At 74.0% G+C, this 26,672-nt stretch carries 20 protein-coding genes; 13 read left to right on the top strand and 7 right to left on the bottom strand.

Features of this window, described 5'->3' with window-relative positions:
- Nucleotides 1–49 precede the first annotated feature (49 nt).
- From ACWDBE_RS36160 to ACWDBE_RS36135, 6 genes are all read left to right on the top strand, one after another.
- Nucleotides 50–985: an ABC transporter ATP-binding protein gene (locus ACWDBE_RS36160; protein WP_449810058.1), complete on the top strand. Its 936-nt coding sequence runs from the start codon at nucleotides 50–52 to the stop codon at nucleotides 983–985.
- Entirely contained in the window at nucleotides 982–1,974 is a 993-nt protein-coding gene (locus ACWDBE_RS36155; protein WP_449810057.1) for a hypothetical protein, read from the top strand. The genes ACWDBE_RS36160 and ACWDBE_RS36155 overlap by 4 nt, the downstream gene beginning before the upstream one ends.
- Before the next feature lie 840 nt (nucleotides 1,975–2,814).
- On the top strand, nucleotides 2,815–7,182 hold the full coding sequence (locus tag ACWDBE_RS36150) for an AAA domain-containing protein (RefSeq protein WP_449810056.1): 4,368 nt from the start codon (nucleotides 2,815–2,817) through the stop codon (nucleotides 7,180–7,182).
- The gene (locus ACWDBE_RS36145) at nucleotides 7,179–8,030 is read left to right on the top strand and encodes a hypothetical protein (RefSeq protein WP_392878173.1); all 852 of its coding nucleotides are present in this window, start codon (nucleotides 7,179–7,181) and stop codon (nucleotides 8,028–8,030) included. The genes ACWDBE_RS36150 and ACWDBE_RS36145 overlap by 4 nt, the downstream gene beginning before the upstream one ends.
- Nucleotides 8,031–8,091: 61 nt before the next feature.
- The gene (locus ACWDBE_RS36140; RefSeq protein ID WP_449810055.1) at nucleotides 8,092–9,453 is read left to right on the top strand and encodes a hypothetical protein; all 1,362 of its coding nucleotides are present in this window, start codon (nucleotides 8,092–8,094) and stop codon (nucleotides 9,451–9,453) included.
- 106 nt (nucleotides 9,454–9,559) lie between these two features.
- Complete coding sequence (locus tag ACWDBE_RS36135) at nucleotides 9,560–11,761, top strand: DEAD/DEAH box helicase (RefSeq protein ID WP_449810054.1); 2,202 nt, start codon at nucleotides 9,560–9,562, stop codon at nucleotides 11,759–11,761.
- Nucleotides 11,762–11,793: 32 nt separating this feature from the next.
- Here ACWDBE_RS36135 and ACWDBE_RS36130 read toward each other — a convergent pair whose 3' ends face one another.
- Nucleotides 11,794–12,450: a response regulator gene (locus tag ACWDBE_RS36130; protein ID WP_449793102.1), complete on the bottom strand. Its 657-nt coding sequence runs from the start codon at nucleotides 12,448–12,450 to the stop codon at nucleotides 11,794–11,796.
- Complete coding sequence (locus ACWDBE_RS36125) at nucleotides 12,438–13,712, bottom strand: sensor domain-containing protein (RefSeq protein WP_449810053.1); 1,275 nt, start codon at nucleotides 13,710–13,712, stop codon at nucleotides 12,438–12,440. Before ACWDBE_RS36125 ends, ACWDBE_RS36130 begins: the two co-directional genes overlap by 13 nt.
- A gap of 244 nt (nucleotides 13,713–13,956) precedes the next feature.
- On the opposite strand from ACWDBE_RS36125, the gene ACWDBE_RS36120 reads away from it, so the two are divergent.
- Nucleotides 13,957–14,982 (top strand): hypothetical protein, encoded by a 1,026-nt coding sequence (locus tag ACWDBE_RS36120; RefSeq protein ID WP_449793104.1) that lies wholly within the window; start codon nucleotides 13,957–13,959, stop codon nucleotides 14,980–14,982.
- Nucleotides 14,983–15,143: 161 nt separating this feature from the next.
- On the opposite strand, the gene ACWDBE_RS36115 is transcribed toward ACWDBE_RS36120, so the two are convergent.
- From ACWDBE_RS36115 to ACWDBE_RS36105, 3 genes are all read right to left on the bottom strand, one after another.
- Nucleotides 15,144–15,896, bottom strand: coding sequence for an FAD:protein FMN transferase (locus ACWDBE_RS36115; RefSeq protein ID WP_449810065.1), 753 nt, complete (start codon nucleotides 15,894–15,896; stop codon nucleotides 15,144–15,146).
- A 31-nt stretch (nucleotides 15,897–15,927) separates the two neighbouring features.
- A complete protein-coding gene (locus tag ACWDBE_RS36110; RefSeq protein WP_449810052.1) occupies nucleotides 15,928–16,437 on the bottom strand; it encodes an FMN-binding protein in 510 nt (169 codons plus the stop codon).
- A gap of 116 nt (nucleotides 16,438–16,553) precedes the next feature.
- Nucleotides 16,554–17,933, bottom strand: coding sequence for a ferredoxin reductase family protein (locus ACWDBE_RS36105; protein WP_449793106.1), 1,380 nt, complete (start codon nucleotides 17,931–17,933; stop codon nucleotides 16,554–16,556).
- 200 nt (nucleotides 17,934–18,133) lie between these two features.
- Between ACWDBE_RS36105 and ACWDBE_RS36100 the strand changes: the two genes are divergently transcribed.
- The 3 genes from ACWDBE_RS36100 to uppS all read left to right on the top strand — a co-directional run bounded on the left by ACWDBE_RS36100 (nucleotide 18,134) and on the right by uppS (nucleotide 22,383).
- The gene (locus ACWDBE_RS36100) at nucleotides 18,134–18,895 is read left to right on the top strand and encodes a response regulator transcription factor (RefSeq protein ID WP_392923462.1); all 762 of its coding nucleotides are present in this window, start codon (nucleotides 18,134–18,136) and stop codon (nucleotides 18,893–18,895) included.
- A 56-nt stretch (nucleotides 18,896–18,951) separates the two neighbouring features.
- On the top strand, nucleotides 18,952–20,397 hold the full coding sequence (locus ACWDBE_RS36095) for a sensor histidine kinase (RefSeq protein WP_449793127.1): 1,446 nt from the start codon (nucleotides 18,952–18,954) through the stop codon (nucleotides 20,395–20,397).
- Nucleotides 20,398–20,538: 141 nt separating this feature from the next.
- Nucleotides 20,539–22,383 (top strand): polyprenyl diphosphate synthase, encoded by a 1,845-nt coding sequence (uppS, locus tag ACWDBE_RS36090; protein ID WP_449810051.1) that lies wholly within the window; start codon nucleotides 20,539–20,541, stop codon nucleotides 22,381–22,383.
- On the opposite strand, the gene ACWDBE_RS36085 is transcribed toward uppS, so the two are convergent.
- Nucleotides 22,328–23,008 (bottom strand): hypothetical protein, encoded by a 681-nt coding sequence (locus ACWDBE_RS36085; protein WP_449793108.1) that lies wholly within the window; start codon nucleotides 23,006–23,008, stop codon nucleotides 22,328–22,330. The two genes, uppS and ACWDBE_RS36085, sit on opposite strands and share 56 nt — an antisense overlap.
- Before the next feature lie 436 nt (nucleotides 23,009–23,444).
- On the opposite strand from ACWDBE_RS36085, the gene ACWDBE_RS36080 reads away from it, so the two are divergent.
- From ACWDBE_RS36080 to ACWDBE_RS36070, 3 genes are read left to right on the top strand one after another with little or no spacing between them, the layout of a single operon-like run.
- Entirely contained in the window at nucleotides 23,445–24,224 is a 780-nt protein-coding gene (locus ACWDBE_RS36080) for a DUF2071 domain-containing protein (protein WP_449793109.1), read from the top strand.
- Nucleotides 24,221–25,147 carry a class I SAM-dependent methyltransferase gene (locus ACWDBE_RS36075; protein ID WP_449810050.1) on the top strand — a complete coding sequence of 309 codons (927 nt, stop codon included), beginning with the start codon at nucleotides 24,221–24,223 and terminating at the stop codon, nucleotides 25,145–25,147. Before ACWDBE_RS36080 ends, ACWDBE_RS36075 begins: the two co-directional genes overlap by 4 nt.
- On the top strand, nucleotides 25,135–25,557 hold the full coding sequence (locus tag ACWDBE_RS36070) for a hypothetical protein (protein WP_449793111.1): 423 nt from the start codon (nucleotides 25,135–25,137) through the stop codon (nucleotides 25,555–25,557). The genes ACWDBE_RS36075 and ACWDBE_RS36070 overlap by 13 nt, the downstream gene beginning before the upstream one ends.
- 258 nt (nucleotides 25,558–25,815) lie before the next feature.
- Here ACWDBE_RS36070 and ACWDBE_RS36065 read toward each other — a convergent pair whose 3' ends face one another.
- Complete coding sequence (locus ACWDBE_RS36065) at nucleotides 25,816–26,580, bottom strand: alpha/beta hydrolase (RefSeq protein ID WP_449810049.1); 765 nt, start codon at nucleotides 26,578–26,580, stop codon at nucleotides 25,816–25,818.
- Between the last annotated feature and the right edge of the window lie 92 nt (nucleotides 26,581–26,672).

The raw sequence follows: 26,672 nt of genomic DNA, 5'->3' as shown, positions 1-26,672 counted from the left end.
GGGCCCGAGACGCCCCGGCAACATCGAACGAGAACAGTGGGGGGACCGGGTGGACGACCCGACGACCACGGCGCCCGCGTCGGCGCCGGAGACTGCGCAGGAGGCGGCCCTGGAGGCCACCGGCCTCGGCAGGAAGTACCGGGGCGGCTGGGCGCTACGCGACTGCGACGTCACCGTCCCGGCCGGGCGGATCTGCGGCGTGGTGGGCCCCAACGGCGCGGGCAAGAGCACCCTGCTCTCCCTCGCGGCCAGCCAACTCAAGCCCACCGAGGGCCAGTTGATGGTTCTCGGTGCCCCGGCCGGCGCGCCCGAGCTGCGCGCCCGGGTCGCCTACGTGCCGCAGGACAAGCCGCTCTACCCGGGCCTCACCGTCGCCGAGACCATCCGGATGGGCCGCGAGCTCAACCCGGTGTGGGACGAGATGTTGGCCCAACAGATTATCGACCAGGGTGAGTTGAACCTCAAAGCGCGGATCGGTTCGCTCTCCGGCGGCCAGCGCACCCGGGTCTGCCTCGCCCTCGCCCTCGGCAAGCTCCCCGACCTGCTGCTGCTCGACGAGCCGATGGCCGACCTCGACCCGCTCGCCCGGCACCAGCTGATGGGCACCCTGATGTCGGCCGCCGCCGAACGCGGCACCAGCATCGTGCTGTCCTCGCACATCCTCCCCGAACTGGACGGCGTCGTCGACCACCTGCTCCTCGTCCAGCGCGGACGCATCCGGCTGGCCGGCGACCTCGAGGAGATCCTCGACGGGCACCGACTGCTCACCGGGCCGGCCGCCCGGGGCGCCTGCCTTGCCGCGGACTCGGTGGTCGAGCAGCGCGTCAGCGGCCGCCGGGCCATCGCCCTGGTCCGCACCGGCGACCCGCTGGACGGCGAATGGGAGAGCGAGCGGCCGAGCCTGGAGGACCTGCTGCTCGGCTACCTCCGCGGCCCGGCCGACGGCCTGGCCGGCCGGAAGAACCCGAACGAGGTGGCCGTATGAGCACGACCGTCCTGCCCGACCGCGCCACCGCCCGGACCGCCCCCACGGCCCCCGGCCTGCGCGGACTCCTCTGGCTGGTTTTCCGTCAGAACCGCTTCCTCTTCTGGGTCTTGGGTGTACTGCTCGTCCTGGCGGTGGCGGACCTCCTCTGGATCCACATCGCCTACGGCCGCATCGTGGACACCCTGCGCCGGACCGGCTGCTACTACCCCGATTCCTGGGACAGCGCCCGGTGCTGGAAGCTCGTCCAGCCACTCGACCGGCCGAACTTCTGGTACCTCCTGGTCCTCCAACCCGCCGTCGCCGCGCTCCCGTTGCTGTTCGGCATGTTCGTCGGCGCCCCGCTGCTGGCCCAGGAGTACGAACGCGGCACCATCCGCCTGATCCGCGCGCAGTCCGTCGGCCCGATCCGCTGGCTGGCCGTCCGCCTCGCCGTCCCCGGCCTCGCCGTCCTGGCCGCCGGCGGCGTGATCGCCGCGCTGATGACCTGGGTGTGGTGGACGGACATCGTGCACGGCCCGGTCGCCTTCGACCCGCCGTTCCAGGCCCTCACCTACCCGGCGCTCGGCCTCGCCCCGGTCGCCTGGTCCCTGTTCGCGCTGGCCCTCGGCGTCCTCGTCGGCCAACTCGTCCGCCGCACCGTGCCGGCGATGCTCCTCACCGGCGCCCTCGTCGCCGTCGCCCACGGCCTCGTCCTCTGGGCCCGCCCCTTCCTCTACCCGGCCGTGGACCGGGTGGCCGACCTGCGCACCACCCAACCCACCAACTCCTGGCTCCTCGACCGCGGCGTCGTCCTCCCCGACGGCACCCGCGTCAGCACCAGCGCCTGCAGCTTCCACTTCAGCACCGACTGCGACGGCGCCTCCGCCTCCTGGCTCCGCTACCACCCGGCCGACCACCTCGTCCCTATCCAACTCGTCGAAGCCGGCATCCTCCTGACCCTCACCGCACTCCTCCTGCTCGTCGTCTTCCGCCGCATCCGCACATAGGGCTTGTCTCCTGGATCCTTGCCGGGTGCCCGGCGCCCCCCAGCCTCCGGCCGGGAGGAACCCCCAGGGCACAAGCGCACCTCGCGGCGTTGTCGTCGGTCGCCAATGGCCCCCGGCCTTCGGCCGGGAGGTGCCCCCACCGCCGCCTTGCGATGCACGCACCCCAACGCCGCGCCCTGATCCGACAAAGTCCAAGAGACAGGCCCTGAGCCCCCACCGCCGGCCCGGCCGAGCGGAGCGACACCAACCGCGGCTAGGGCCCGATTCACCGAATCGGGCCCTAGCCGCGGCGCGTTCGGAGCGCACGAGGACTCCCGCAGTGCCGAACGCAGTCGGAAGATCTCACATTTGGCTTCTTATCCCCCTGGCGGATCAGGGGGACTTTTTCATGCCTCACCTCGCCCGATCGGAAATCAATTACATGTTCGACAGAGGGAATCGAGTTCTATTTCATGGGCTATTTGAGGTGATGGTCTGAATGGCTGCTGAGTAAATGTCGGCCATCACTCAGCAGTTAATCGGCCACTCTTCGCCGAGTGGTTTCCGGCGGCGCCGCCTGCCCCCATTCTGGAGCGTTCGTCACCGATCGAAGGGAGAATGGTGAGCGTTCCACGGCGACATGCGGGGGATCCCGATGTCATCGGTCAGACTGCTGCGCTGGTCGGCTTCCTGCGCGAGGTCGTGCAGAGCAGCCATCAGCGGCTCCGGGACACGCGTTCCTGGGGTCCGCTCTGGTTGGCCGACCTTCCCGCGAAGGTGCCCCGGCCATCCGGCGACGACGGCCGTCCGTTGCTGATCCTGGACCACGTTCCGCAGGCTGCGGCGCCGGAGCTTCCGCCGGTGCTGGAGGGATGGGTCGACGAGCGGCTCTGTCAGGACGCCGACGCCGAGGACCCGCCGCTCGCGGAGGAAGGCCCGTACCGGACCGGGGAGTCGGAAACGGGTGGTGAAGGCTGGCAGAGCGAGGCGACCGTCGTTCGGGATGAGGCTGCGGACGTCCTTCGGGCGTACGGACCGTGGCTCACGCGGTGGCGGCTCTGGGCCGAGCGGGAGCGGTCCGAGCGGTCGCAGCGCGAGCTCTACGAGAAGGTCTACCACTGGCACCAGCAGTTGGTGCAGCAGGATGACCAGTACGAACTGGTGCTCACGGTGGGCCTGTTGACCTTGAGGGAGCCGAGCGGCGGTGTGATCCACCGGCACGTGCTGTCCCGGCGGGTGGAGACCCGCGTGGACCGGCGGACTGCGCGGATCACCGTACGGCTCACGGACAACGGAGCGGTCCGCCTCGAGGACCGGGACTTCCTGGACACGGACGACGGCTGGGTGCCGGAGCGCGCGGCGGCGTACGACGAGGAGCTCTCCGCTCGGCCCCTCCATCTGTTGAGTGAGGAGGCGCTGGATTGTCTCTCGCAGTGGCTGGACCTGGTGCTGCCGCGGCCGGTGGCGTTCAGCACCAACTGGCGTCCTCCGGCGGGGCCGGAGTCGAGTGCCCGGCTCACCTTCGCCCCCGCTCTCCTGATGCGACCCAGGGACCGCAACGCGGTGCTGAACTTCTACGACCGCATCGCCGAGAGCGTGGTGTCCGAGCGCCGGGCTCCGCTCGGGCTCGCGCAGTTGGTGATGTCGCTGAACCCCGAGGACCGGGCGAACTGGGGCGGTCGGCAGGCGCCCGCGCTCTTCGGCGACGAGCCCCTGTTCCCGGGCAAGACCAACGCCCAGCAGCGCTCGGTGCTGCAGCGGTTGCAGCGCGACACCGGTGTTGTGGTGCAGGGACCACCCGGAACCGGGAAGACCCACACCATCGCCAACCTGGTCTCCGCGCTCCTGGCCCAGGGGCAGCGGGTGCTCGTCACCAGCGCCAAGGACCAGCCGCTGACCGTACTCCGGGACAAACTTCCGCCAGCCGTGCGGGACTTGTGTGTGCTCCTGCTCAGCACGACGAGCCAGGACGGTGCGAATGAACTCGAACGCACCATCAACGCGTTGAGCGACCAGGTAGCGGCCGGTGACACCGACCAGCTCCGGGACGAGATCCGTCGGCTGACCCAGCGCCGCTACGAGGTGCGCAGCAGGATCAAGCTGCTGACCGAGCAGGTGATCTCCTTGCGCGAGGCGGAGGTCTACCAGCATCCGGAGGTCGCACCGGGTTACTCGGGGACGCTCGCGGCGATCGTACGGAAGGTGCGGGACGAGGCGGTACGGCTGAGCTGGATCGGGAGGCTGCCGGACCGGGCGTCTGTGACACCGCCGTTGTCCCCGGTGCAGGCGGAGGAGTTGCTCGCCTTGCTGCGGGAGGGGGCGGGGCAGTGGGCGGAGTCCGGGGTCTTCCCGTCCGCGGACACGCTGCCGACCTCCGGCCAGGTCGCAACGGCCCTCGCGGCGAGCCGGCTGAGCGTCAACGGGCTCTCCCCGGCGGCGATCGAGGTGCGGAACGTCCTGGCCTCGCTGGATACCACCGTCACGGACAGGTTGACCGAGCTTCTGGGGCACAGCCGAAGCCGACTGCACCGCCTGGGTGCTCACCGGGAGGCCACACGCTGGGGAAACGAGAGCTGGGTGGACCGCGCGCTGACGGACCGGCTGGCCCGGCGCCACCCCGATCTCTGGCAGCGTGTCACCGATGTCGCGGGCGTGCTCCCCGAGGTGACCGAAGGCCTCGACCGTGCCGGTTTGCGGACGGTCGTCATTCCGGACGGCCTGACTCCCGAGCGTGCGCGCCGCATGGCGGCCACGATCCCGGCCTTGCGGGAGTATCTGTCCGGCGGCCGCCGGCTGCGGAACCGGTTCGCGTCCAGGGTGCAGCGGGAAGCAGAGGAACTCCTCGGCAGTTGCACGGTGGACGGAAGGGTACCGGCCGCCGACGGCGACCTGGGCGCTGTGTTGGCGCACCTTCACGCGCATGCTGCTCTCGCCGCTGTGGCGGCGCGTTGGGAACAGGTGGGTGCGGCGCTTCCGGACGCGCCGCTGGAGGTGCGGCTGGCGGCGTTGTCCGAACGGTACCGGCACCTCGCCGAGGTCGACGGTTTCGGCCGGATCCGCGAGCAGGTCGACGAACACCTGGTCCGTCACGGGGTCTACCTCGACCTGACCCGGCCCCAGGCGTGGCAGGACTTCGCCGAGGCCGTCGCTGCCCTGGACGGCAGGCAGCGGGCCGAGGAGGCGTCGGCGCGGCTCGACCGGTGGGACCGGCTCCTGCACGGTACGGAGGACGGCGTGGCCCCGCCGATCGAGGCGCTCGCCATGGCACAGGCTCTGCGCGACCGCGATGTGGACCGGTACACGAAGGAGCTCGAAGCGCTTGCGGCAGCGCAGCAGCGGGACCAACGGCGGCGTCGCTGCATGGAGTTGCTCGAAGGCCTGCGAGGCGCGTCGCCCGCGCTCGCGAACAGGATCGAAGCGGAGGCCGAGGACCCGGCCTGGGACGAACGGCTCGCCCGGCTCCGGGAGGCCTGGGCCTGGGCGAAGGCGTCCGAGTTCATCGACGATGAACGCGCACCCGGCCGGGAGCAGCGCCTCGACGGTGAGCTCACCGAGCACGAGGCGAAGCTGGAGGAGCTCACGGGCGACCTGGCCGCCGCACAGGGGCGGCAGCACTGCCTGGTACGGATGACCCAGGAACAGCGCTCGGCGCTCCAGGCCTACCGCACGCACATGGCTTCCTACGGTAAGGGGAAGGGCAAGAGCTCCTCCCACTTCAAGGCAGCCGCCCACAGCGCGATGCACGTCGCCCAGGGAGCGGTGCCCGCGTGGGTGATGCCCATCGCGCGGGTGGCTGAGATGATCAAGCCCCGGCAGGACGCCTTCGACGTGGTCATCGTCGACGAAGCCAGCCAGGCCGGCATGGACGCGCTGTTCCTGCTGTGGCTCGCACCGAGGATCATCGTGGTCGGCGACGACAAGCAGTGCACGCCCTCGGTCTCCGCGCTCGGACGCACCCAGCAGATCCAGGACCGGCTCACCGCACACCTGCCGGAAGTCCCGGCCCACCTGCGCCAGTTGTACATGCCGCATTCCAACCTGTACCAGCTGCTGTCGGCGCTCTTCCCGTCCACCATTCGCTTGCAGGAGCACTTCCGCTGCATGCCCGAGATCATCGGGTGGTCCTCGGCCACGTTCTACACACCGCCGGGCCTCATCCCACTGCGGCAGTACGGCGGTGAACGGCTGGACCCGCTGCTGACGCGCTACGTCGAGGGTGGGGTCGCGGAGGGACGCGACGGGCGGATCCGCAACCCCAAGGAGGCGGAGGCGATCGTGGACTGTCTCGCCGAGCTGGCCGCGGACCCGGCGTACGAGCACAAGACGATGGGAGTCATCGTGCTCCAGGGCTTCGGGCAGGTCAAACTGCTTGAGCAACTGATCGAACAGCGTCTGTCGGCCCCGGTCCGGGAACGCCACCGCATCCGGGTGGGAACCCCGGCTCAGTTCCAGGGTGACGAACGGCACGTGATCCTGCTCTCGATGGTGGTCGACCGAGTGCGGAAGATCGCCGGTGGCATGCGCAGCGAGCAGCAGGCCTACAACGTGGCGGCCAGTCGCGCCCAGGACCAGATGCGGCTCTTCTACTCGGTGCCGCCGGACCAGCTCAAGAGCGGGGACCTGCGGCTCAACCTGCTCGGCTACATGCAGAACCCGCCGACGGCGCTGGCGGAGGCGGCGGACCTCGGCGCTGTGCTGCCCGATGTCCGACGCCCACCCTTCGACTCTCTGTTCGAGCAGCAGGTCTACCTGCGGCTGAAGGAGCGGGGCTACCACGTGGTGCCCCAGTACCCGGCGGGCAGCAAACGCATCGACCTCGTGGTGGTCGGCGCGCGGGGCCGCCTTGGCGTGGAGTGCGACGGCGACTACTACCACTCGACGCTCGACCAGATCCGGTACGACCACCAGCGAGACCGTGAACTCCAGCGGGTCGGCTGGCAGTTCTGGCGTGTCCGGGAGAGCGAGTTCCGGTTCGATCCGAACGAGGCCCTGGAGGGGCTGTGGCAGGAACTCGACCGGCAGGGCATCCGGCCGGCGAACTACTCCCGGCCTTCCGCGCCGCCGGGGGACGCGCAGCCGTGGACACGGCTGGAACTGCCGGAGGGCGACGAGCTGCCCGACGAAGGCGGTGAGGACCACGAGCCGGAGGAGCCGCACGGCTCCCACGACGGGGCCGGCGCAGGACCCGTCCCCCACCAGGAAACCGACACCACCGAAGGAACGGCATGACCCAGACGCAGAGCCGGCAGGACGACCGCATGCTGGACGAGAACACCCTGGAGGAGCTCGCCCGCGTCGTCGCGGGCGACGACGACCTCCTCTACCGTCGCGGCTTCGAGATCGCGGCCTTCCTCAAGCGGGCCGGCTGGCAGGAGGTGCCCGAGTACGACGGCCAGTACCGCAGGGAATGGGCCACCGAACTGCTGATGTCCCGGCGAGACCAGCCCGGGGAGATCGAGAAGGTGCTGCTCAGGCTGGCCGACCCCCGGGAGTACTTCGAGGAGCCCGGCCTGCTCACCGAGGTCGTGGCAGCCGTCAACACCTTCCTCATCCACGAGGGGTTCCGGCTGGAGAACCCCGGCGGCAGCCCCCGGTTGGTGCCGTGCGACCCGGCGCTGGTCCACCCGACGCACTACGGCTCCACCGAACTGAAGGTCGTCATGACGGACCTCATCGCCGATGAAGCCATGGCGGAACTGCTCCAGTGGCGTCTGGACGAGGCCCGCACGTGCTACGCCAACGGTGCCCACGTCGCGGCGATCATCATGCTCGGGTCGCTGATGGAGGGGGTGCTCCTCCAGACCGTCGTGGAACGGGATCCGTCCCTCCTGGGCCGGGACTCCGAGGACAACATCAGTCTGGACAAGTTGATCAAGGCTTGTCACCGAGTCGGATGGATCGGTCCGGACGCCGAGAAGTTCAGCCACGAGCTGCGCAGGTACCGGAACTTCGTCCACCCCAAGGCCGAGTCCCGGCAGAGCCACCGGCCCGACCGCGACACCTTGAGCATTTGCTGGCAGGTGGTCAACGCGGCCCTGAACGATCTCGCCGACACCCACCCCGACCGTGCCCGGTAGCCGTACCGGGCACGAACCGTCAGCGCACCGCATGATCCGCAACCACTTCGAAGGAGAGACGATGGGGAAGAAGGCGGCAGCCGTGCTCAAGGACCTCGTCCGGCCGTGGAACGTGGCGATCCATTCGACCACTGGTCTGGCCGGGAGCGTCGCGGAGCTCTCGGATACGGACGACAAGGACCGGCGGGAGAAGAACCAGGAGCCGCTGCGACGCAAGCCGGGGCTGCGGGAGGTGTCGGCGAGCGACCGCGGGTACTCGATCGAGCTCACGCCATGGAAGCTGCTGCACACTCTCGGCCGGGCCAACGTTCTGGCACGGCAGGGAGCCGGCCGGGGGTTGGCCGAGCACTGGGCGAGCCTCAAGTACTGCCAGGCCTTGGACGGCAACCACGGGAGCTTCATGACGCTCTCCACGGAGGGCCGTAACCCGATGCGCCACTACAAGGCGGTCCAGTCCGGGGAACTGGGGATCGGGTTCGCCCTCGTCGCAGCCCAGGAGATCCTCGGGCGGCGGTATCCGGGCCACTCGGTGTCGGTCATCGACGCGGAGATCGCCCTCCGCGCAGGGTGGACGTTGACCGGTAAGGAGGGCTCCGCGCACCGGGCGGCCAAGCGCCCGCACTTCTTTCTGGAAGTGTGGAGGCCCGGAGAGCCCTCGAAGGTCGTACTCGTCGCCTGCAAGGGGAGGCACGGCAAGGCGGCGCAGGTGCACGCCCAGTTGTCCACTGCGGCGGTGCACGTCGAGGCGGTCCACATCGGACGCCCGGGTGAGACGCCAGCCATGGTGTTCGGTACCGAGATCCCGGGCAAGGAACCCATCACCGTCCACGTGCTGGAAGCAGCCGGAGACGGCGTTCTACACGTGCCCGGTGGAACGGACGGGGTCGACCTGAACCTCCCGGACGGTGTCGAACCGGAAGAGCACGCCGTCGTACCCGGAATCGACCTCGCGTGGGGGGCCACCGAGGAACCCCGCCTGGTGTCCGGCTACCACGTCAGGCCCGACGACTACCGGTGGTTCCGCCGAGTGCTGGCCCACGCGGACGCCGCCGGTCTGCTGGCGTTCACCGGTGGGGGCAAGCCCACTGCCCGTTATCTGTCGAAGAGCCAGGGGAAGGGCCACTTCGACCAGTACACGCATGCGGGTACGGGCATCGTCCAGGACGTCGTGCACTCGGTGCACGGCGTCGACTTCGTGGGCACCGACCACGTGTTCCGGCTGAACGGCACGCGTGTGGAGGCCTTCTCCGGGGTCGCGCGAGACCTCTTCGAGGATCTTGCGAAGGGCCGGGTCGAGCAGTACAGGCGCAGGGCCAACGCGCTGCGCGCGGAGTGGCCCGGCGAGCCCTGGGACGCCAAGTGGCGGGGGCCGGTCTCGTTGAACCAGGACGGGTCGGTCATGGCCATTCGCGTCCTGCGCTGAGGTCCGACCGTAGATTCGGGCGACCGGCGGTTTCGGTGGAGGGCCACCTCCACCGAAACCGCCGGCGCGTTGCGGCCCCGGACGGCTGCGGGTGGCGGGTGGGAGCATGGTGCTCCTGGGTGCGTGGAGCGGACGGAGCGGGCGGTTGGGGGAGCGGCGGCGGGTCGGGGTGGTGCTGGCCGAGGCGGAGGGCTTGCGGGCGGCGGCCGGGGCGGTGGTGGCGGATCACCGGGAGGCCGTGGAGCAGGTGCGGCCGGCGTACGCCGCGATCCGGGACCGGATGGTGGGGGAGGAGTTGGGGGCCATCCCGGTCGCGCGGCTGCGGGACGTGACCGAGGGGCGGCTGCGGGTCGGGGCGCTGGAGGCGGCCGGGCTGGGGACGGTGCGGCAGGTGCTGGAGGCCTCCGACTACACCCTCCGGCTGATCCCCGGCGTCGGGGCGCAGACGGCGGCGCAGGCGCGGGCCGCGGCCGGGCAGCTCGCCCGGGCGGTCGAGCAGACGGTGGCGGTGCGGCTGGACGTCGAGCGGCAGGACCCGCTGAGCACCGCCTTGGTGGTCGCGCTCCAGCGGCTGGTGGCCGCCGGGCCGGAGGCGAGGCGGGCCCGGGAGACCGCGGAGCGGGTCCAGGCCGAGGTGGAGCCGCTGGTGGCGGCCGCGCGGCCGGCCCGGGGCGTGCTGCGCGGGCTGTTCGCCGGCCGGGAGCGGCGGGCGCATGCGCGGGCGGCGGTCGAGCGGCTGGAGAAGCTGCTGGTCGGGTACCGGGCGCAGGAGGTCCCGGTGCTGCTCGCCCAGGCCTCGGTCGACCTGCTGCGACCGCCGCTCGACCCGATCGAGGCGTGGACGGACTTCGAGCTCCGCTCGGCCGACTACTACGGCGTGCTCGGCGGGATCGTCGAGGAGGCCGGGGTCGAACCCGCCGCCGCCGAGGGGTTCCTGCCGGAGGAGCTGTCGGACCGGGTGCGGGCCGAGCCGCTGGACGACGCCCACTGCCGGGTCTCGCTGCGCGGCTACCAGGCGTTCGGGGCGCGGTTCGCGCTCGCCCAGCGACGGGTGATCATCGGGGACGAGATGGGCCTCGGCAAGACGGTGCAGGCGATCGCCGTACTGGCGCACCTGCGGGCCCGGGGGAGCACCCACTTCCTGGTGGTCTGCCCGGCCGGCGTCCTGGTCAACTGGATCCGGGAGGTCGAGTCCCGCAGCACCCTGAGGGCGTTGCGGGTGCACGGCCCGGAGCGGGAGGCGGCGCTCGCCGAGTGGCTGCGGGACGGCGGGGTCGCGGTGCTGACCTTCGACGGGCTGCGCCGCCTGGAGGCGGCGGAGGTCGCGGAGGCGGTCACCGTCGGGATGGTCGTGGTGGACGAGGCGCACTTCGTCAAGAACCCCGCCGCGCAGCGCTCCCGGGCGGTGGCCGCCTGGGCGGAGCGGGTGGAGCGGGTGCTGTTCCTCACCGGGACGCCGATGGAGAACCGGGTGGAGGAGTTCCGCACCCTGGTGCGGTACCTGCGGCCGGAGCTTGTGCCGCTGGTCGAGCTGGGTTCGGCGGCCGCCGGGCCGGCGGCCTTCCGCAGGGCGGTCGCCCCGGCGTACCTGCGCCGCAACCAGCAGGACGTGCTCACCGAGCTGCCCGAGGTGGTGCACGTGGACGAGTGGGAGGAGTTCTCGCCCGCCGACCTCGCCGCCTACCGATCGGCCGTCGCGGCGGGCAACTTCCCGGCGATGCGCCGGGCCGGGTACGCGGACCCGGCGGAGTCGGCCAAGCTGAGGCGGCTGCGGGAGATCGTCCGGGAGGCGGCGGACAGCGGGCTGAAGGTGGTGGTCTTCTCGTACTTCCGGGACGTCCTGGCGGCCGTCCGAGCCGCCCTGGGGCAGCGGACGTTCGGGCCGATCGACGGCTCGCTGGGCGCGGTGCGGCGGCAGGAGACGGTGGACGGGTTCAGCGCCGCGCCCGGGCACGCGGTGCTGCTCTGCCAGATCCAGGCCGGCGGCGTGGGGTTGAACATCCAGGCGGCCTCGGTGGTGATCCTCTGCGAGCCGCAGGTCAAGCCGACACTGGAGGACCAGGCGGTGGCGCGCTCACGCCGGATGGGGCAGGTCCGCCGGGTGCGGGTGCACCGGCTGCTGGCGGTGGACAGCGTCGACCAGCGGATGCTGGACCTGCTGCGGGCGAAGGACCGGCTGTTCGACGACTACGCGCGGCGCAGCGAGGTGGCGGAGTCGACACCGGAGGCGGTGGACGTGTCGGAGCCGTCGCTGGCGGCGCTGATCGTCGAGGAGGAGCAGCTGCGGCTGGCGGCTGCCCACGGATGACCGGCGGCGTCCCACGGACGAGCGGATGGCGGTCAGCCGTCCGCGAGCGCGCGCAGGTAGGTGAGGACGGCGCGTACCCGGCGGTGGCCGGTGTCGGGGGTGGGCATGCCGAGCTTGCCGAAGATGGCGCCGATGTGCTTGTTCACCGAGCTCTCGGCGAGGAAGAGGAGCCGGGCGATGGTCGGGTTGTTGTGCCCCTCGGCCATCAGGGCGAGCACCTCGCGCTCGCGCGGGGTGAGCGCGGCCAGCGGGTCGGGTCCTGGGCGGTGGGCCATCAGCTGGGAGATGACCTGCGGGTCCATCGCGGTGCCGCCCTCGGAGACGCGCCCCAGTGCCTGGAGGAACTCCTCGGCCCGGCCGACCCGGTCCTTGAGCAGGTAGCCGACGCCGGTGGCGCTCTCGGCGAGCAGCTCGGCGGCGTAGGCGCGTTCGACGTACTGGGAGAGGATCAGGACGGGCAGCTCGGGCAGTCGGCGGCGGGCCTCGACGGCGGCGCGCAGGCCCTCGTCGCGGAAGTCCGGTGGCAGCCGGACGTCGAGCACGGAGACGTCGGGGCGGTGGTCGAGCAGGGCGGGCAGCAGGTCGTCGCCGTGCTCCACGGTCGCGCACACCTCGTGCCCCTCGCTGCGCAGCAGCAGGACCAGGCCCTCGCGGAGCAGGGCGTTGTCCTCGGCGATCAGGATCCGCACGGGATCTCCACTTCCAGGATGGTCGGGCCCCCGGGCGGGCTGGACAGGCGGGTGGTGCCGTCGAACGCGGCGACCCTGCGGCGCAGGCCCGCCAGCCCGCTGCCGGCGCCCTCGACGGCGCCGCCCCGGCCGTCGTCCTCGACCCGGACGGCGATCGTGGCGGCGGTGATCCGCAGCCGGACCAGGGCGCTGCGGGCGCCGCTGTGCCGGGCGACGTTGGCGAGCGCCTCGGAGGCCACGAAGTAGGCCGCGGCCTCGGCGGCGGCCGGTGCGCGCGGCGGCGGGTCGGCGGAGGACGGGGAGGGAGGGGAAGGCGGGGAGGACGGGGCGGGTGGCGAGGGCGGGGTGTCGGGATGCTCCCCGGTGTCCAGCTCGACCCGGGTGGGTACGGCGCAGCGGTCGGCGAGCGACCGTACGGCCTCGGCCAGGCCCCGGTCGGCGAGCAGCGGCGGGTGGATGCCGCGCACCAGGGCGCGCAGTGACTCCAGGGCCTGCTCGGCGACGAGTTGGGTGGAGTCCACCAACGCGGCCGCCTGCTCGGGACGTTGGTCGAGCGCGCGGCGGATCATGCCGAGCCGGAGCGAGACCGCCACCAGGTTGGCCTGGGCGCCGTCGTGCAAGTCCCGTTCGATCCGGCGCAGTTCGGCGGCGTGGGTGTCCAGCGCCTCGGACCGGCTGGTGGTCAGCTCCTGGACTCGCCGGGCCAGCGAGGTGCGGGGCCGGGCGACCAGCAGCCGACGGGAGCTCCGGGCGTGCAGGTCGGCGGCCGGCGGCAGCACGGCCACGGCGACCGCGGCGTAGCCGACCCCGCCGACCGCCGCCAGGAGGGCCACCGGCCAGGAGTCGACGGTCAGCAGGATGACGGCGTCGCGCTCGCCCGGCAGGAGCCGCCACCACACCGGCGCCGTCAGCCAGTTGAACGCATGGCTGCACAGGGTGAGGGCGGCGCCCGACAGGACCGTCCCGGCGGTGGCGTGGGCGAGCAGCCACAGCAGGTCCTGGCGTACGGCCGGATCGCGTACGGACGCGCGGTCGCCGTACGGGGTGCGCGGCCGTTCGCCGCCCAGCCGGCGGCAGACCAGCCGCCGGTGGAACTCGGCGCAGTGGCGCAGCAGTCGCAGGGCCGGTGGGAGGAACGGCAGGCCGAGGCCGACCAGGCAGAGGGCGAGGAGGACGAGCAGCAGGCAGAGTCCGGCCAGGGCGGCCAGGCCAGTGCCGAGACAGAGGAGGAGATAGCCGGCGGCTGCGGGGAAGCGACGCACGGAGGACCGGGCGGCGGAGCGGACGGTCGACCGGACCGTGGACGCGTCAACCCTGGGCGCCCGCACGACTGTTCAGTGCCTCCGAGTCTCCGGGTCTCCGAGCTGACTTTCCGATCACCCTAACACCGGCTCCGGAAGCGGCCGTCGGAACCGGCCCCGGAACCGGCCGCCGGCCGCGGCCCTTCCCCCGGCGGCGAGGGCGCCTCCACAATGGGGCGGTCGATCACGGACGGAGGGGGCCGACGTGGAGTGGCTGCTGGGGATCGGTGGGGCCCTGCTGCTCGGGGTGCTGACCAACCTGGTGTACGACTTCGCCAAGTTCGGCGGCTCGCGGCTCGGCTCCCGGGTACCGGCGCCGCGGGTGCGGCGGGCGAGCCTGACGGCAGCGGCCCGGGCGCACGACCTGCGGGCGGACGGGCTGGCGCCGCTGATCACCTGGTCGGCGGCCCGGCCGCTGACGCCGGGCACGCTGGTGACGGCGCACCGCGGGCGGATCGAGCGCCCGCACGTGCTGGACGCGGTCGGCTGGGCCGACGAGGTGGCGCGGCAGCGGGCGGCCGGAGCCGCGGGCCGGACGGCGTACGTTTCGCGGCTGACGGTCGATCACGGCGAGCACGGCGGTGCGCGGGTCTGCGAGGTGGACATCGCGGAGAGCGACTACGCGGAGTGCATGGCCACCACCCGGCTGGGCCGGGAGGAGCCGGAGGTGGCCCGGCTGCTGCGCGAGGCGCTGGACGAGGGCCTGACGAGCTTCGTGGCCGTCGCGCCGCCCACGATGGTCAGCGCCTGCGTCGCGGTGCGGGACCGGCTGGGCCGGCTGCTGCTGCTCCGCCGCTCGCTGGCGGTCAACACCTTCCCGGCGCAGTGGACGGTCGGAATCAACGAAACGATGAAGTACCGCGACGAGCCGGGCGCCGCCGAGGACTTCTACGGGCTGGTCCGTCGGGCGCTGGAGGAGGAACTGGGACTGCTGCCGGAGGACGTCGGGCCGACCGTGATCACCTGGCTCGGCTGGAGCGAGCCGGCCTCCTGCTACACCCTGGTGGCCACCGTCCGGTCCCGGCTGGAGGCGGCCGAGATCGACCGCCGCCGCGAGGCCTGCCACAGCACCTTCGAGCACGACATGGCCGTCTGGGTGCCGTTCACCCGCCGTACGGTCTCCGAGCTGGTCGAGGGCGGCACCTGCCCGGACGGCTCCCGGCGCTGGTCGTACCTCGCGCCGCTGGTGGCGTGGGAGGCCTGGCGGGCGGCGCAGCAGGAGCGGGCGTAGGCACGGAGCGGGCGTGGGCACGGAGCGGGCGTGGGCACGGAGCGGGCGTGGGCACGGAGCGGGCGTGGACCGAACGCGGGGAACGGTGGTTCCCGAGAACGACCGTTCCGCCTGAGGAACGGTCGTTCCGCCATGACACGCACCGCACGGACGGGCCCCGGTCAGCCGACAACGGTCCGCCAGTCCGCCGGACCACTCGCCGGGAGGTGTCCGGGCAGGCCCGGGGTCCAGCGCTTGGTGCCGTCCGGCAGCACGGCCAGCGCCTCGACGCCGGGTCGGCGGGCGGCCCAGGTGAGGGCACGGTCCGGACCCATGGCGAAGGCGGCGGTGGCCCAGGCGTCGGTGCGGGCGATGCCGGTGCCGGGGGCACCGACCAGGGTGAGCGAGAGCAGGCCTTCGGCGGGGCGTCCGGTGTGCGGGTCGAGGATGTGGGCGCCGCGCTCGGCGGTGCCGGAGGTGGCCACGGCCAGGTCGTGGCCGGCCAGGACGGCGGCCAGCAAGCCCGGCTGCCGGGGGTCGGCGATGCCGATCCGCCACGGCCCGCCGGCGGTCTGCACGTCCCCGCCGCCGCTGACGCAGTACTGCCGGGCGCCGGAGGAGCGCAGCAGGGCGGCCGCCTGCTCGACCGCCCAGCCCTTGACCCAGCCGCTGGGGTCGAGCCGGCCTCCCGGCCGCCCGGTGAAGTACCCGTCGGTCTCGGCGGCCACCTCGCGGCAGGCGGCCAGGACGGCGCGGACTTCCGGGTCGCAGTGCTCCGGGGTGAGTTCGCCCCGGTCGAGGCGGCTGATGTCGCTGTCCGGCCGGTACGTCGAGAACACCGCGTCGATCCGGTGCAACCGCTCGGCGATCCGCTCCAGCACGGCCGGGGTACCGGGGCCCGGATCGCGCACGGTGATCGAGAAGACGGTGCCCATCACGGGCTCGGCGTGGCTCAGCACGGGCGCCTCAGCCCTTGGCCCGGTCGAGGGCGCTCTGCAGCGAGCGGACGTAGCCGTCGCTGGTGTAGGTGGCGCCGCTGACCACGTCGATCCGGGCGCTCTGGGCGGCTATCGCCTCCTGGTTGAGGATCGGCAGCGCGGAGCCGTTGATCTCCAGGTCGCGCCGTTCGGCGGTCGGGTACTTGACCACGTCGACGGCGGTGATCCGGCTGCCCGCCAGGGTGACCTGGACCTGTACCGGGCCGTACCGGGTGTTGACGGTGTTGCCGCTGACCTTCCGGGTGGCGCCCGAGCCCGAACCCGACCCCGAGGCGGGTGCGGAGGCGGACGCGGAGGCGGAGGCGGACGGGCCGGGGGAATCGGCCGTGCCCGACGGATCCGAGACGTCGGACCCGGCCCCCGGGGCGGCCCCCGATCCGATCACCGGGGCGGGCCCGGGAGCCTGGTGCGGTTTGAGGGACAGCAGCAGCACCACCCCGGCCGCGGTGGCGGCACTGGTGACGACGGCTCGGCGCATGGAATCAACGCTCCTCGGGTGCTCAGGTTCATGCTCGGGTGTTCGGCAGGAGGCGCTCGGTAAGAGGCGCTCGGCAAGAGGCTCTTGGCAACGGCCGCTCGGAAGACCGAACGGGCTCAGAAGGAGAAGCTCTCGTGGTGGATGCGCCCCGGCCGCACCCCCGCCGCCCGCAGCGCGCGGACGGCCTCCTCGGTCAGGGCGTCCGGGCCGCACAGGTAGACCTCGTGCTCGGCGAGGTCCGGGACCAGCCGGGCCAGCGCGGCCCCGAGGTCGCCGACCCGCTCGCGCGGGCCGACCAGCTCGTGCACCGTCGCGCCGCGCCGCCGGGCGACGTCGGCCAGCTCCGCCCGGAACAGTACGTCCTGCGGCCGCCGGGCCCGCTGGACCAGGGTGAGCTCGCCCGGCAGGGTCTCGAACAGGGCGCGCAGCGGGGTGATCCCCACCCCGGCGCCGAGCAGCAGCACCCGGCGCTGCCGCAGCCGCCGCCCGGTGAACGCCCCGTACGGGCCCTCGGCGCGCACCCTGGTCCCCGGGCGCAGGGCGGCGACCGCTGCGCTGTGCCCGCCGAGGTCCTTGACCGTGAAGCGCAGGAAGTGCGGGTGCGCCGGCGCGGACAGCGAGTACGGGTTGGCGGCCCAGCGCAGCCCGGGCGCCTGGAACTGGAGCCGGAAGAACTGGCCCGGCTCGGCACGCAGTTCGTCCAGCCGCCGGCCGCTCAGGAACAGCGACACCACGCCGGGGCCCTCCGGCCGTACCTCGGCGACCGTCAGGCCGTGCCGCCGGTCGAGCAGCCACGGCCGCAGCAGCCGGAACCAGCCGACCAGCGCCGCCGTACCGAAGTAGAGCGCGTACCAGGCGGCCTGGCCGGGGCCGCCGGCGAGGTCGGCGCCGGTGGCCAGCTGGTGGGAGAAGGCGAGCGCCACCGCGAGGTAGGTCGCCAGGTGCAGGTAGTACCAGGCCTCGTACGGGAGGCGGCGGCGCGCGATCCGGGCGGAGACCGCGCCGGTGCCGAGCAGCAGCAGGGTGCCCAGGGTCGCCTTGATCATCTCGGGGTAGTGGAAGACGAGCTCCACCCCCTCGTCGACCAGGCCGCGCCCGTCGGTCAGCGCGTAGCCCCAGACGACCGTCAGCACGTGCGCCGAGACCAGGGCCACCATCCAGCGCCCGCCGAAGGCGTGCCAGCGCGCCAGCCGGTCCGCACCGACCCCGCGCTCCACCGGCGGCAGCCGCGCCATCAGCAGGAGCAGCACGGGCGCGGCGTAGCCGGCCAGCAGCCCGGTGATCCGGCCCGCGCCGGTCAGCCAGCCGTCCGCGCCGACCACCGCCGGCGTGCCCTTCCACCACAGCGCGAGCACGCCGAGCCCGCCCACGGCGATCAGACCGAGCACGGCGCGCGGGTCGAGGGCGAACAGCGGACGCGGCGCCGCCCGGTGGCCCCGGCGGTCGGGGGCCGGCCGGGGCCCGGGCCGCGGCTTCGGCGCGGCGGCAGTGGTCATCGGGAACCTCCTCAGGGCCCGGCGGCGGGTGCCGCCGAGGCCGACCACGATCGCACCGCAAGCTCTGAGTAGGCTCTGAACCGGCCCGCCCGCGAAGCCCGCCCGCGTGGGCATCGGCGCAGGTCAGAGCAAGGTGCGAAGGCTGCCGGACCGATGCGGAGGTCTCACCGGTTTCTCATCGGGACCGGCCAGGATGAACCATGCGCAGCACCGACCCGAGGAGCCCTGTGGACCCGAGGAGCCCCGTGGACGAGACCGTCGACCGCCCCGACTGGCGGGTCCTGGTCGTCGACGACGAACCGGACCTGGTGGAGGTGGTCAGCGGCGCCGTCCGCTACGAGGGCTGGCAGGCGCGCGGCGCGACCACCGGCCTGGCCGCCGTCGAGGCCGCCGCCGCCTGGCGGCCGCACGCCGTGGTGCTCGACGTGATGCTGCCCGACCTCGACGGCCTGGAGGTGCTGCGCCGCATCCACGCCGAGCAGCCCGAGGTGCGGGTGCTCTTCCTCACCGCCCGGGACGCCGTCGAGGAGCGGATCGCCGGCATCGCGGCCGGCGGCGACGACTACGTGACCAAGCCGTTCAGCCTGGCCGAGGTGGTGGTCCGGCTGCGCGGCCTGCTGCGCCGGGCCGCCCCGCCCGCCGCGGCCGGGCAGCCGCCGCCGCACGCGCTGGTGCTCGGCGACCTCGTTCTGGACGACCGGGCCCGCGAGGTCACCCGGGGTGGGGAGACGGTCGAGCTCAGCCCGACCGAGTACGCGCTGCTCGCCCACCTGATGCGCCATCCGCGGCAGGTGCTCAGCAAGGCGCAGATCCTGGACGCCGTCTGGTCGTACGACTTCGGCGGGCAGGCGCACATCGTCGAGCTGTACATCAGCTACCTGCGCAAGAAGGTGGACGCGGGCCGCAGTCCGATGATCCACACGGTGCGCGGCGCGGGGTACCTGATCAAGGCGGCGACGTGACGACCGTACGGGCCGGTGCCGAACAGGACCGCGCCGTACGGCCGGCGTCCCGCACCCTGCGTTCCGCGCTGGCGCCCCGCACCCTGCGTGCCCGGCTGATCGCCGGTCTGCTGGTGCTGCTCGTCGCCACCTGCGCCGCCGTCGGTCTCGCCACCACCGCCGCGCTGCGCCACTTCCTGGTCGACCGCCTGGACCAGCAACTCGCCGAGTCCGGCGGCCGCTACGCCGCGAGCCTGGAGCACACCGGCCACGGCGCCGGCCCCGACACCCGGGCCCAGACCCCCGGCACCCTCGGCGTGCGGCTGCTGGACGGCCGGGTCAGCGCCGCGGGCGTGGTCGACGGGGACGCCGACGACGTGGACGACCCCGGCGACGAGGACGACCGGGTCACCTTCACCCCCGACCGGCAGCACGCGCTGGCCGCCCTGCCCGTCAACGGCCCGGCCCGCACCCTCGACCTCGGCGGAGCCCTGGGCCACTACCGGGTCCGCGCGGTCGCCGGACGGGACGGCGACGTGCTGGTCAGCGGCCTGCCACTGCGCCCGGCCGAGGAGACCGTCGAGCGGCTGGCCACCCTGGAACTCACCGTCTTCGCGATCTCCGTCGCCGCCGCCGGCGCGGCCGGGGCCGCCTGGGTCGGCTTCTCGCTGCGCCCCCTGCGACGGGTGGTCGGCATGGCCGAGCGGGTCAGCGCGCTGCCGCTCGCCCGCGGCGAGGTGCTGCTCGCCGAACGCGTGCCCGATGACGACCCGCGCACCGAGGTCGGCCGGGTCGGCGCCTCGCTCAACCGGATGCTCGGCCACGTCGGCGACGCGCTGGCCCGCCGCCACGCGGTGGAGGAGCGGCTGCGCGGCTTCGCCGCCGACGCCAGCCACGAGCTGCGCACCCCGGTCGCGGCGGTCCGCGGCCACGCCGAGCTGGCACTGCGCCACCCCGGGCCGGTGCCGGCGGAGGTGCGGCACTCGCTGGAGCGGATCGACGCCGAGGCGCTGCGGATGGGGGCGATCGTCGAGGACCTGCTGCTGCTCGCCCGGCTGGACGCAGGCCGCCCACTGGCCGAGGAGGAGGTGGACCTGACCCGGATCGCCCTCGACGCGGTGGCCGACGCCCGCGCCGCCGGGCCGGACCACCGCTGGCGGCTCGCCCTGCCCGAGGACCCGGTGGTGGTGCGCGGGGACGGGCACCGGCTGAGCCAGGTGGTGGCCAACCTGCTGGCCAACGCCCGGACCCACACCCCGCCCGGCAGCGAGGTCCGGCTGCGCATGGAACGGTCGGACGGGCAGGTCGAGTTGAGCGTCACTGACGACGGTCCGGGGATCGCGCCGGAGCTGGCCGAGCGGGTCTTCGAGCGCTTCGTCCGGGGCGACCGGGCCCGCTCCCGCGCCACCGGCTCCACCGGGCTCGGACTGGCGATCGTCCGGGCCGTGGTCCGGGCGCACGGCGGCACGGTGGAGGTGGCGAGCCGGCCGGGGCACACGGCGTTCACCGTACGGCTGCCGTGACGGTTGCCGCTGCGGTTGCTGTCGCTGTTGCCGTCGCCGTCGCCGTGTACGACGGCGGTGACGCCACCGATCCGCCCCCGTCTCGTTGACCAGACGGCGCACGGTGTCGGCGGAGGCGGAGACGGAGACGGGGGAACGGGCATGGCGGGGAGCGGGTCGGCGGCGGTGGACAGGTCGCCGGAGCTGGCGGAGTCGTACCGGGTCTGCGAGCGGGAGGTGGCCGGCCACCTGGCCTCACTTCGGGCCATCAGCGACGCGCTGCCGCCCGAGGTGCGGCCGTACTTCCACGCCCTCAACGCCTTCGCCTCCCGCGCCGACCGGATCGCCGACGACGCCCGGTCGCACCCTGACCACGGCGACGCCCACACCGACCGGGCAGCCGCCCAAGCCGCCCACACCGACCGGGCAGCCGCCGACCCCGCCGAGCGCCGGCGCCGGTTCGCCCGCTGGCGGGCCGACACCCTGGCCGAGCTGGCGGCCGGCCGCAGTGCGCACCCGCTGCGCCGGGCCTTCGTGGACACCGTGCGGCACTGGGAGCTGGACCGGGCGCTGGTCGAGGAGTTCCTGGACGCCACCGGGGCCGACGGTGCCCGCCCGCCCGCCTTCGAGACCCACCAGGACCAGCGCCGCCACCTTCGCGGCGTCGCGGGGACGATCACCGAGCTGTGGGCCCCGCTGCTGGGGGCGCGGGGCCCGCGGGCGACGGGTGCGCTGTCCGCGCTGGGGGAGGCCTGCCAGCTGGCGGACATCCTGGAGGACCTCCCGCTCGACCTCGCGGCCGGCCGCTGCTACCTGCCGCGGGAGGACCTGCGCCGGCTCGGCCTGACCACCGCCGACCTCGGCCGGAGCGACCGCCGGGACGACTGCCGCGGTGAGCGCCTCAGCGACCGCCGGGACGACCGGAGGGCCGCCCTGGACGAGCTGGTGGAGAGCCAACAGGCCCGGATGCACCGCCTGTTGCAGAAGGCCCTGCCCGCCACCTGGCTCGTCGCCCCCGCCTGCCGCCCGTTCCTGCAGACCGTGCTGCTCGGCGCCCAGCTCCAGTACGACGAAGTGACCCTGGTGGGTTCACGCGTCCTGATCGACGGCCTCACCCCACTGAGCCCCGACGGCAGCACGCCCCACCGCCGCACCCGGTCCGTGCCCGCCGAGGGCGCGCCCGCCCACGTCGCCGTGATCATGGACGGCAACCGCCGGTGGGCCGAGGCCCGGCGGCTGCCCGCCCGGTACGGCCACCAGGCCGGGCAGCGGGCCGCACTGCGCCTGGTCAACGCGGCGCTGCGGCTGGGCGTCCGCCACCTGAGCCTGTACGCGTTCTCCACCGAGAACTGGGACCGCCCGCCGGAGGAGCTGACCGCCCTGTTCGACTCGCTGGCCGACGGCCTCGCCCGCAGCGCGGAGGGCCTGCACGCGCTCGGCGTGCGGATCCGCTGGTGCGGCCGGCGGGATCGGGTGGACGAGTCGCTGGCCTCCTCGATCGCGCTGGTGGAGAGCCTGACGTCCAACAACGGCACGCTGACCCTGACGGTCTGCGTGGACTACGGCGGACGCGAGGAACTGGCCGCCGCGGCACGGGGCCTGGCCGCCGAGGCGGTGGCCGGCGGGATCCGTCCGGAGGAGATCGGCCCGGCCGACCTCGCTCGGCACCTGTACCTCCCGGACCTCCCGGACGTCGACCTGCTGATCCGCACCTCCGGGGAGCAGCGGATCAGCAACTTCCTGCCCTGGCACCTCGCCTACGCCGAGCTGCTGTTCGATTCCACGCCGTGGCCCGACTACGACCTCGCCCGGCTGCGCGAGGCCGTCCGCGCCTACGCGGCCCGCGAGCGCCGCTTCGGCGGCGGCGTGCCCGCCCAGTCCCGGAAACCCGGGAATCCCCGGAATCCCCGGAAAGCCCAGGAGTCCGCGGAACCCCGCGGCGACCGGCCCGCTACGGCTGCTGCTCCTTCACGGCCGGGGGAGGGGTGTACACCCCCTGCGCCGTGACGTACGCCAGCACCGTGTCCACGGTGACCGGGTGCGCGCCGAAGTTCGCGGTGTACGCGTCCACCGCCTCCTGGGTGGGGCGCAGCGGGACCCCGCTGAGCCGGACCTGCATCGGATGCCCGGCCGGCACCGGCTGGGCCGTCAACTTGCCCTCCGCCAGGCCGCAGCGGAAGGCCGAGCGGTGCCCCATCTCCGCGCCGCCGACCTCGCACCGGCCGGAGCCCAGACCGTCCTGGATCGCGCCGGCCAGGTTGACCACCCGGTAGTCGCCCTTGGAGGTGCGCACGGAGACCCCGCCGTCCAGCGCCCCGTCGCCGCGCGCCTTGGGCGGGTTCGCGAGGGACGGGTCGCCCTGGGCCGAGCGGATCGGCAGGTGGACGGCCGGGCCCCGGTCGTCCAGCACCATGCGGGCCGGGGCGACGACGTCCACCATCGCGTGGAAGCGGTCCAGTTGGGCCTGTGCCTCCGCGGTCCAGCGGACCTCCACCCAGCCGTCGGTGAGCGTGCCCAGTTTCCCGGCGCGGTCGGTGCCGCCGTCAACGGCACCGGCCGCCGTCCCGGTGAGCCAGCCCAGTAGCGGGCCGGCCAGTGCCGCGCCCAGCATCGAGCGCCGCGTCGTGCTCATCGTCCCGATCCGTCCTTCCCGGGCCGCCCAGTACGGACCCGGGACCGATCATCCGTCCACCGACCGTCCCGGAGCGGGGCCCGGAGGGTGAAACCACCCGTGTGGGGGGAGCGGGGAGCGGCCCCGAGTGGTTCGCCCGGGAGCGGGAGCCCCCCGGGACCGCTGCCCGCCGGGTGTCCGCTCCGGCAACCGGGCACCCCGTCCGCGAGCCGTCGGACGGCCCCGACCCGGAGGGCGGCCCGGCCCCGGGGACGACCCGGCCTGACCTCGCCTCCGCCACCCCTGCCACCACCCCTCCACCCCAACTTGAACGCGTTCAAACTCGTGCGCCATGATGAGGGAGCGCGAGAACACCCCCGCCGCGGCCTGCGGCGAAGGGCGGTCCCGTGCTGCCAAGTCACGCTCCGAATCCCCGCACCAGACCACGGAGTCGACCGTGCGACACCTGCTGCAACGCCACCCCTTCGCGATGCGCACCCACTTCGCGCACTCGCTCGTCCTCACCTACGCCCTGCCGCCCCACCTGCTCGCCCCGCTGGTGCCGCCCGGCCTCGCCCTCGACACCTACACCGACCCCGACGGCACCGAGCACGGCTTCGTCGCCGCCGCCGTCGTGGACACCCGGGCACTGCGCCCCGCCGCGCTGCCCGCCCGCCTCGGCCGGGACTTCATCCTGACCGGCTACCGCGTCTTCACCCGCTTCCCGACCCCCGGCGGCCGCACCATGCGCGGCCTGCGCATCCTGCGCTCCGACACCGACAGCCGGATGATGACGCTCGGGGGCAACGCCTTCTCCCGCTACCACTACCGGCACGCCCGGATCGGCACCCGGGTGGTCGACGGCACCCTGGAGTTCAAGGTGCTCAGCGGCGACGGCCACGCGGACCTGCACGTGCGCGCCGACCTCGGCAGCGCCCCCGCCGCCCTCCCCCCGGGCAGCCCCTTCGCGGACGCCCGCGCCGCGCGCCGCTTCGCCGGACCGCTGCCCTACACCTTCGAGTACGAGCCGCAGACCCGCTCGATGATCGTGGTCAAGGCCACCCGCGCCCACTGGGACCCGGCCCCGGTGGCGGTCGAGGTGTCCCGACTCACCTTCTTCGACCACGGCCCGCTGGCCGGCAGCCGGCCGGTGCTCGCGAACGCCTTCCACGTCGCCGGCCTCGACTACGGCTGGCACGCCGGAGAGCGCCGCACCCTGACCGGAGCCGCCCGATGACCACCCCCGTCCCGGCCGGCTCCCGCCCGGACGACCGACGTCCGGACGACCGACGTCCGGACGACCGACGTCCGGACGACCGGCGCCCCAGCAGCCGACGCCCGTACGGCCCCGGCCGGTTCGCCGCCTGCCAGGCCGCCCTCTGCCCGTCCACCGCCGGGCTCGCCGGCCCGCGCCCGTCCGGGGTGCGCGAAGTGGTCCGCTACAACTGGCCGATGTACGCGGCCGGAGCGCTCACCGTCGCCGCCGCCGGCGCGCTGGCCCGCCGGCTGCCCGGCCCCGCCGCCGCCCTCGCCCGGTCGGCCGCCGTCACCGCCGCCGGGTACCTCGCCGTCAGCACCCTCGCCACCTGGTGCGTCTACGACCGCTCCGAACTCCACCGCTACGACTGGCTGCCCGCCCTGCTGCCCGACGGCCCCGGCGACCACCTGGTGGTCAGCACCGGCCTGGACGAGGCCAGCCGGCCGATCGCCGAGCGCCACCCCACCGCCCGCAGGCGGGTCGCCGACCTGTACGACCCGGCGCTGACGTCGAGCGGCTCGATCCGCCGCGCCCGCCGCCACGCCCCGCCCGCCCCCGGCGGCATCCCGGCCCGCCCGGGCGCCCTGCCCGCCGGCACCGGCGAACTGGACACCGTGTTCGCCGTCTTCGCCGCCCACGAACTGCGCCGGCCCGCCGACCGCACCGCCCTGTTCACCGAGGCCGCCCGCACCCTGCGCCCCGGCGGCACCCTGCTGCTGGTCGAGCACCTGCGGGACGCGGCCAACACCGCCGTCTACGGCCCCGGCGCCTGGCACTTCCTGCCCCGCGCCACCTGGCTCCGCCACGCCGCCGAGGCGGGCCTGCGCCTGGCCGCCGAACGCCGGATCGCCGGCCTGGTCACCGCCTTCACCTTCCGGAAGCCCGCACCGTGCCCGAACTGATCACCCTGGAAGCCCAGTTGCGCCTGGTCGGCGCCGCCCTCGTGACCATCGGCCTGGTCCACGCGGTGCTGCCCCGCGCCATCGACTGGCCCGCCGACCTGTCCGGCACCACCCTGCTGACCCGCCAGGTCTCCTACGCCCACGTCTTCTTCATCGGCCTCGCCTGCGCCCTGCTCGGCCTGCTCCCGCTCTGCCTGGCCCCCGACCTGCTCGCCGGCGGCCGGCTCGGCGCCGCCCTGCTGGCCGGCCAGACCCTCTTCTGGGGCACCCGCTGGCTCTTCGAGTTCGTCTACTTCTCCCCCCGGTTGTGGCGCGGCGACCGCCTGCGCACCGCCGCCCACCTCGCCCTTTCCGTCCTCTGGACCTGGGTCACGGCCGTCTTCGTCGCCGCCCTCTGGCACGCCCTCTAGGAAACCCCTGCCCCGTCACGCCCCGAGGTGGCGCAGCACCGCCGGCACCCGCCGGTGGCCGTCCACGTCCACCGGCAGGTCCGGCTCGGCGAAGGTGTCGCCGATGTGCTTGTTCACCGCAGCGTTGCTGATGGGCTGATGAACGGCTCCGCCGCGAGCACGGTGGTGGAACGGCCCTGGGCCGTCAGCGCCGGCGCCTCCCGCTCGTGGCGCTCGCTGCGTCGGACCTGAGGGCACGGTGCCGGGGCGGTCGCCCCGTCAGGGGCTCGCCGGGTGGGCCGGGGTGCGGCGGGGCTGGGGCGGGAGGGGGAGGGTGAGGGCCTCGCGGGAGGCGGGCGGGAGCGCGAGGGCGGAGGCGGTCTCGGCGGGGAGGGGGCGCAGGCCGAGCAGGGCGGTGGTGAGGCGGGTGGTGGCGCGGTGCCAGTCGGGGATGCGCTGGAGCATGGCGTGGCCGCTGCCGGTGACGGTGTAGCCGCAGACCCGGGCGCCCGCGGCGCGGCTGCGGGCGGCGAAGGCGTGGGTGTCGGCGGGCGCGGTGACGGTGTCGCGGTCGCCGTGCAGCATCAGCACGTCCCGGCCGGCGAGCTGGTCGCACGGGTCCTCGGCCGGGCACCATGGGGCGAGGGCGATCAGGCCGGTGACGGACGGGTGCCCGCCGGCCTGGAGCGCGGCGCGCCCGCCCATCGAGTGGCCGACCAGCACCGTCGGCACCGGCCCGAGCACCGCGGCCAGTTCGTCGAGCGCGGCGGTGGCGTCCCGCGCGGCGTCGGCCCGTTCGCCGTTCCAGCCGCGGTGGCGGTAGCGGACGGTCCCGATGGCGACGCCGGCGTCTGAGGTCGCCCGGGTGAGGCCGCGCAGGAAGCCGTGCATCCGCACCAGCGGGAGGTTGAGGCGCCCGGGCGGGGCGAAGTTGCGCTCCTCGCCGCCGTGCAGCACCAGGACGGCCGCCCGGGCCGTCGCCGGCCGGACCCGCCAGTGCAGCGCCCGGTGGCCCGCCGCGCGCTCCGTCGTCGTACCGCTCACTGCCGCACCGTCCCGTCCGTCCCGCCCCGTGGCCCGTCCCCCGGACCGCCACTGTACGCGGGCCGACGGCCGGACGGTTCACCCGAGGGAAG

This window comes from Kitasatospora sp. NPDC001132 (assembly GCF_053598415.1).
The sequence above is the reverse complement of the archived record's forward strand: the minus strand, read 5'-3'. Positions and strand labels throughout refer to the sequence as shown.